We start from the raw sequence: 3,891 nt of genomic DNA, 5'->3' as shown, positions 1-3,891 counted from the left end.
TAGTTTCTGTTAAAATGGCAGAAATCGATGAAGTAGATAGTATTTGTATAGAATAAGTAAGACAGGTGCAGAATTATCTGCTCCTGTTTTCGTTACAGAGTTTTATTTATTTCTTAAAATAACATAAATATTGTAATATAACATTAATAAAGTTATAATACATATATATGATAAAAGGATGGTGACAGCATGGAATATTTGGAGAATACTTTAAATTTAAAGGTCAGGTATAATGTGTGGAGGTATGGTAAAGATTTACCATACTATTTAAGCGATAGATATAAATATAGTGCTGTTAATTTATCTGGTATTGATGTAATATTTTTGTATCCAAAATTTGAGTTAGAACCAATCTCTACAATTAAGAAGCACATAGAGAAAATTAAATCGTATGATAATATTCCGGTAGTATTAATACTGGAAAAAATGATAGCACGGGAAAGAAAATATCTGATTGATGCAAACATACCTTTTGTAGTAAATGAGAAACAAATATATCTACCATTTCTAGGTGTATTATTACAAGAGCGATATTCAATGGAACTGGTGAAAAATGAGAAGTTGTTGCCATCCACACAGATGTTATTGTTGTATTTCTTATTGCATAAAGAAAATGAATTATTTTGTAGCGATGCGATAAATGCTTTAGGATTTACACCGATGTCGATTTCTAGAGCTACTAAACAACTTGAAGATTTGGACTTAATTAATACAAAGAAAAATGGAGTGAAAAAAATAATATATACTGTTCAATCAAAGAAAAATGTATATGAAAAAGCATTACTATACTTAGAAAATCCAGTTAAAAAAAGTTATTATATATCTAAGAAAGACTTACCTGAAAATTGTTGTTTTGCAGGATATACAGCGTTATCAAAATACACTATGATCAATCCAACAAAAGTGGAGGGGTATGCAACATCAAAGGTAGGTAACTTGGATAAATTAGGTACTAAATCATTATTGGATGCTGATACACAAGTTCAAGTACAAATATGGAAATATGATCCAACACCTTTATCAAGTAATGGTATTGTGGATACTTTATCCTTGATACTATCACTATCGAATGATAATGATGAACGTACATTACAAGCTATTGATACAATATTAGATAAACAATGGAGGTAATTGGATTGAATTGATTGAATATTCTCAGTTGAATCTAAGTTAATATTGAGAATATCTGTGATAAAATTATTTAAAGACATTTATTGTCTTCCTCCTATTCTATTTTGTGATCTTAGACAATTACATTATAAGATAGGAGTTTTTTAATGCAAAATAGTCTATGGAACAAACCACAGACTGTTTAAAGGGTAACCACACCACAGATTATGACAAGATGCCAAATTAAAAGGTGCAGCCATTTGGTTGCACCTTTCATCGTTTATAGTAGTGAAATATATAAATTCTTTATATCTTCAAATGAAGGATCTTTAGGGTTACCTGGACGGCATGCATCATCCATTGCGGATTGTGCTAAGAAGTCTAAATCTGCTTCTTTTACAATTTCTTTTAAGTTAGTAGGAATACCAACATCAGTAGATAATTGTTGAACAGCATCACATGCTGCTTGACGGTATTCTTCTTGGTTCATACCTTGAGTATTTACACCCATAGCTTCTGCAATGGCTTTGTATTTTTCACCAGTACACTCTGCATTGTATTTCATAACTGTTGGTAAAATAATGGCATTAGCGATTCCGTGAGGTGTGTCATATAAAGCACCAAGAGGATGAGCCATTGAGTGAACAATACCTAAACCAACATTTGAGAATCCCATACCTGCGATATATTGACCTAAAGCCATTTCTTCTCTGCCTTTTGGATCATTTGCAACAGCAAGGCGTAAAGATCTTGAAATAATTTCGATTGCTTTAAGATGCATCATATCAGACATCTCCCAAGCACCTTTAGTAATATAACCTTCAATTGCATGAGTTAAAGCATCCATACCAGTAGCGGCAGTTAAACCTTTTGGCATAGTAGACATCATATCAGGATCAACAAATGCAACTACAGGAATATCATGTGGATCTACACATACAAGTTTTCTATTATTAGCGGCATCAGTGATTACATAGTTAATTGTAACTTCAGCTGCAGTACCAGCAGTTGTTGGAACTGCAAATGTTGGTACACAAGGGTTTTTAGTAGGTGCAACACCTTCTAATGATTTGACATCAGCGAATTCTGGATTAGTTATAATGATACCTATTGCTTTGGCAGTATCCATACTAGAACCTCCACCAATCGCAACAATGAAGTCAGCTCCACTTGCTTTAAATGCCTCAACACCATGTTGTACATTTTCAATAGTAGGGTTAGCTTTAATATCATCGTAAATTACGCAAGGACAATTAGCTTCTTTTAAAACATCTAATACTTTTGCAGTTACACCAAATTTAATCAAATCTGGGTCTGAGCATACAAATGCTTTTGTAAAACCATAATTCTTAATTTCATCTTTAATGTGACTGATAGCACCTGCACCATGATAAGAGGTACCATTTAAAATAAAACGATTTGCCATATCTATTTCCTCCTTGGAATAAGCTTCCTGTGAATATTTTAACAAGTAGTTAATAAAAAAAGAAGTGACACATTGTTTAGAGTGTAACTTATTTAAGTTTTATGTATGATAAATCTTCTTTTAAAGGCTCTGGCATAGCATGTATGAGTAGGGCTGCTAATTCTTTGGGTGGTAGTTTCATACCGTTTTTAACCCAATCTACAGTCATATCAATTGATCCTCTACAATACATCTTTAATAGAAAACTAGATTGTTCATCTAAAGGAGCTTTAGTTTTCTTTTCTATAATAGATGTATAAAAGGATAATATTGTTTCATAATCATATTGGACTAATGAATTAGCATCATTACTAGAAAATGCTTCATAAAAGAAATGGTATTCATTTTGGATAAAGTTAAACTTTTTAATTAATCCATCATACAATGTTTTACTTAATCCCATTTCTTTAAAAGATTGCATTACTAATTCCTCAAAGTACCAATTTACTAGGTCATATTTATCAACGAAATGACGATAAAAAGTTTGACGAGTACATTTAGCCATAGATACAATATCTGTTACTGTAATCTTATCTAGGGGGATTGTTTTCATCAAAGTTTTAATCGAGTTTGCAAGTTTTAGTTTAGTAGTATCCATGTACAATATTTTAACATGAATAATTTAAAAATTATATCTGATTATAAATTTATATGAAAACAGCATTGTATAAACGTTCTTAAAATAATATAATATAAGTACACATATACAAAGAGGTGATTATATGAGCAAAATTGACAAACTGTTGGAATTTGCTAATTCAAAGAGAGTATTTACGGCTAAAGATGTTGTAGCTGCAGGTTTTTCACGCTCAACACTTAAACAAGCTGTTGATCAAAATCAGCTTATTCGATGGGGGATTGGTTCTTATAGTAGTATTGAGTCATCTCCAGATGAATATAGGGAGATTCAGGAAAGGTCAAAATATTTTATTTTTTCAAATGAAACAGCATTATACTTACATAACTTAACTGATGTTGCATATCCTAAATATTGTGTAACAGTTCCTACTGGATATAATGTTAAATCTAAAACACAATTAAAAGCTTATTATGTAAGAAGGAATATCTATGAATTAGGAATAGAAGAAATTGAAAGTCCTTATGGCAATAGAATTAAGGTTTATAATATTGATAAAACAATCTGTGACATAATTAAAAATGAAAATAGAATTGAAAGTCAGATTTTCAGCCAAGCAATTTTATTTTATGCTCATAATCCTAAAAAAAATTTATCAAGAGCAATGATGTATGCAAAAGAAATGAGAATAGAAAAGAGATTTAGAATCTATCTTAGAGTCGTTCAGGAGAGCTAATAT

4 protein-coding genes are annotated in these 3,891 nt (G+C 30.8%); 2 read left to right on the top strand and 2 right to left on the bottom strand.

Features of this window, described 5'->3' with window-relative positions; genetic code table 11:
* The first annotated feature begins 189 nt into the window (after positions 1-189).
* Positions 190-1,131: a hypothetical protein gene (locus RR430_RS09095; RefSeq protein WP_332488316.1), complete on the top strand. Its 942-nt coding sequence runs from the start codon at positions 190-192 to the stop codon at positions 1,129-1,131.
* Between the two features lie 259 nt (positions 1,132-1,390).
* On the opposite strand, the gene fucO is transcribed toward RR430_RS09095, so the two are convergent.
* Both fucO and RR430_RS09085 read right to left on the bottom strand, forming a co-directional pair.
* Positions 1,391-2,536 (bottom strand): lactaldehyde reductase, encoded by a 1,146-nt coding sequence (gene fucO / locus RR430_RS09090; protein ID WP_332488314.1) that lies wholly within the window; start codon positions 2,534-2,536, stop codon positions 1,391-1,393.
* A gap of 88 nt (positions 2,537-2,624) precedes the next feature.
* Positions 2,625-3,128 carry a TetR/AcrR family transcriptional regulator C-terminal domain-containing protein gene (locus RR430_RS09085; protein ID WP_332488312.1) on the bottom strand — a complete coding sequence of 168 codons (504 nt, stop codon included), beginning with the start codon at positions 3,126-3,128 and terminating at the stop codon, positions 2,625-2,627.
* Positions 3,129-3,297: 169 nt separating this feature from the next.
* Here RR430_RS09085 and RR430_RS09080 point away from each other — a divergent pair, with 169 nt between their 5' ends.
* Positions 3,298-3,888 carry a type IV toxin-antitoxin system AbiEi family antitoxin domain-containing protein gene (locus RR430_RS09080; RefSeq protein ID WP_332488311.1) on the top strand — a complete coding sequence of 197 codons (591 nt, stop codon included), beginning with the start codon at positions 3,298-3,300 and terminating at the stop codon, positions 3,886-3,888.
* Positions 3,889-3,891: the final 3 nt, after the last annotated feature.

The sequence above is a fragment of the Anaerorhabdus sp. genome, assembly GCF_036641015.1.
Taxonomy (GTDB): Bacteria; Bacillota_I; Bacilli_A; order Erysipelotrichales; family Erysipelotrichaceae; genus Anaerorhabdus.
The sequence above is the reverse complement of the archived record's forward strand: the minus strand, read 5'-3'. Positions and strand labels throughout refer to the sequence as shown.

Coding starts and splice junctions, on each gene's coding strand:
- fucO (WP_332488314.1), bottom strand. CDS start 2,536: ATGGCAAATCGTTTTATTTTAAATGGTACCTCTTATCATGGTGCAGGT.
- RR430_RS09080 (WP_332488311.1), top strand. CDS start 3,298: ATGAGCAAAATTGACAAACTGTTGGAATTTGCTAATTCAAAGAGAGTA.
- RR430_RS09085 (WP_332488312.1), bottom strand. CDS start 3,128: ATGAAAACAATCCCCCTAGATAAGATTACAGTAACAGATATTGTATCT.
- RR430_RS09095 (WP_332488316.1), top strand. CDS start 190: ATGGAATATTTGGAGAATACTTTAAATTTAAAGGTCAGGTATAATGTG.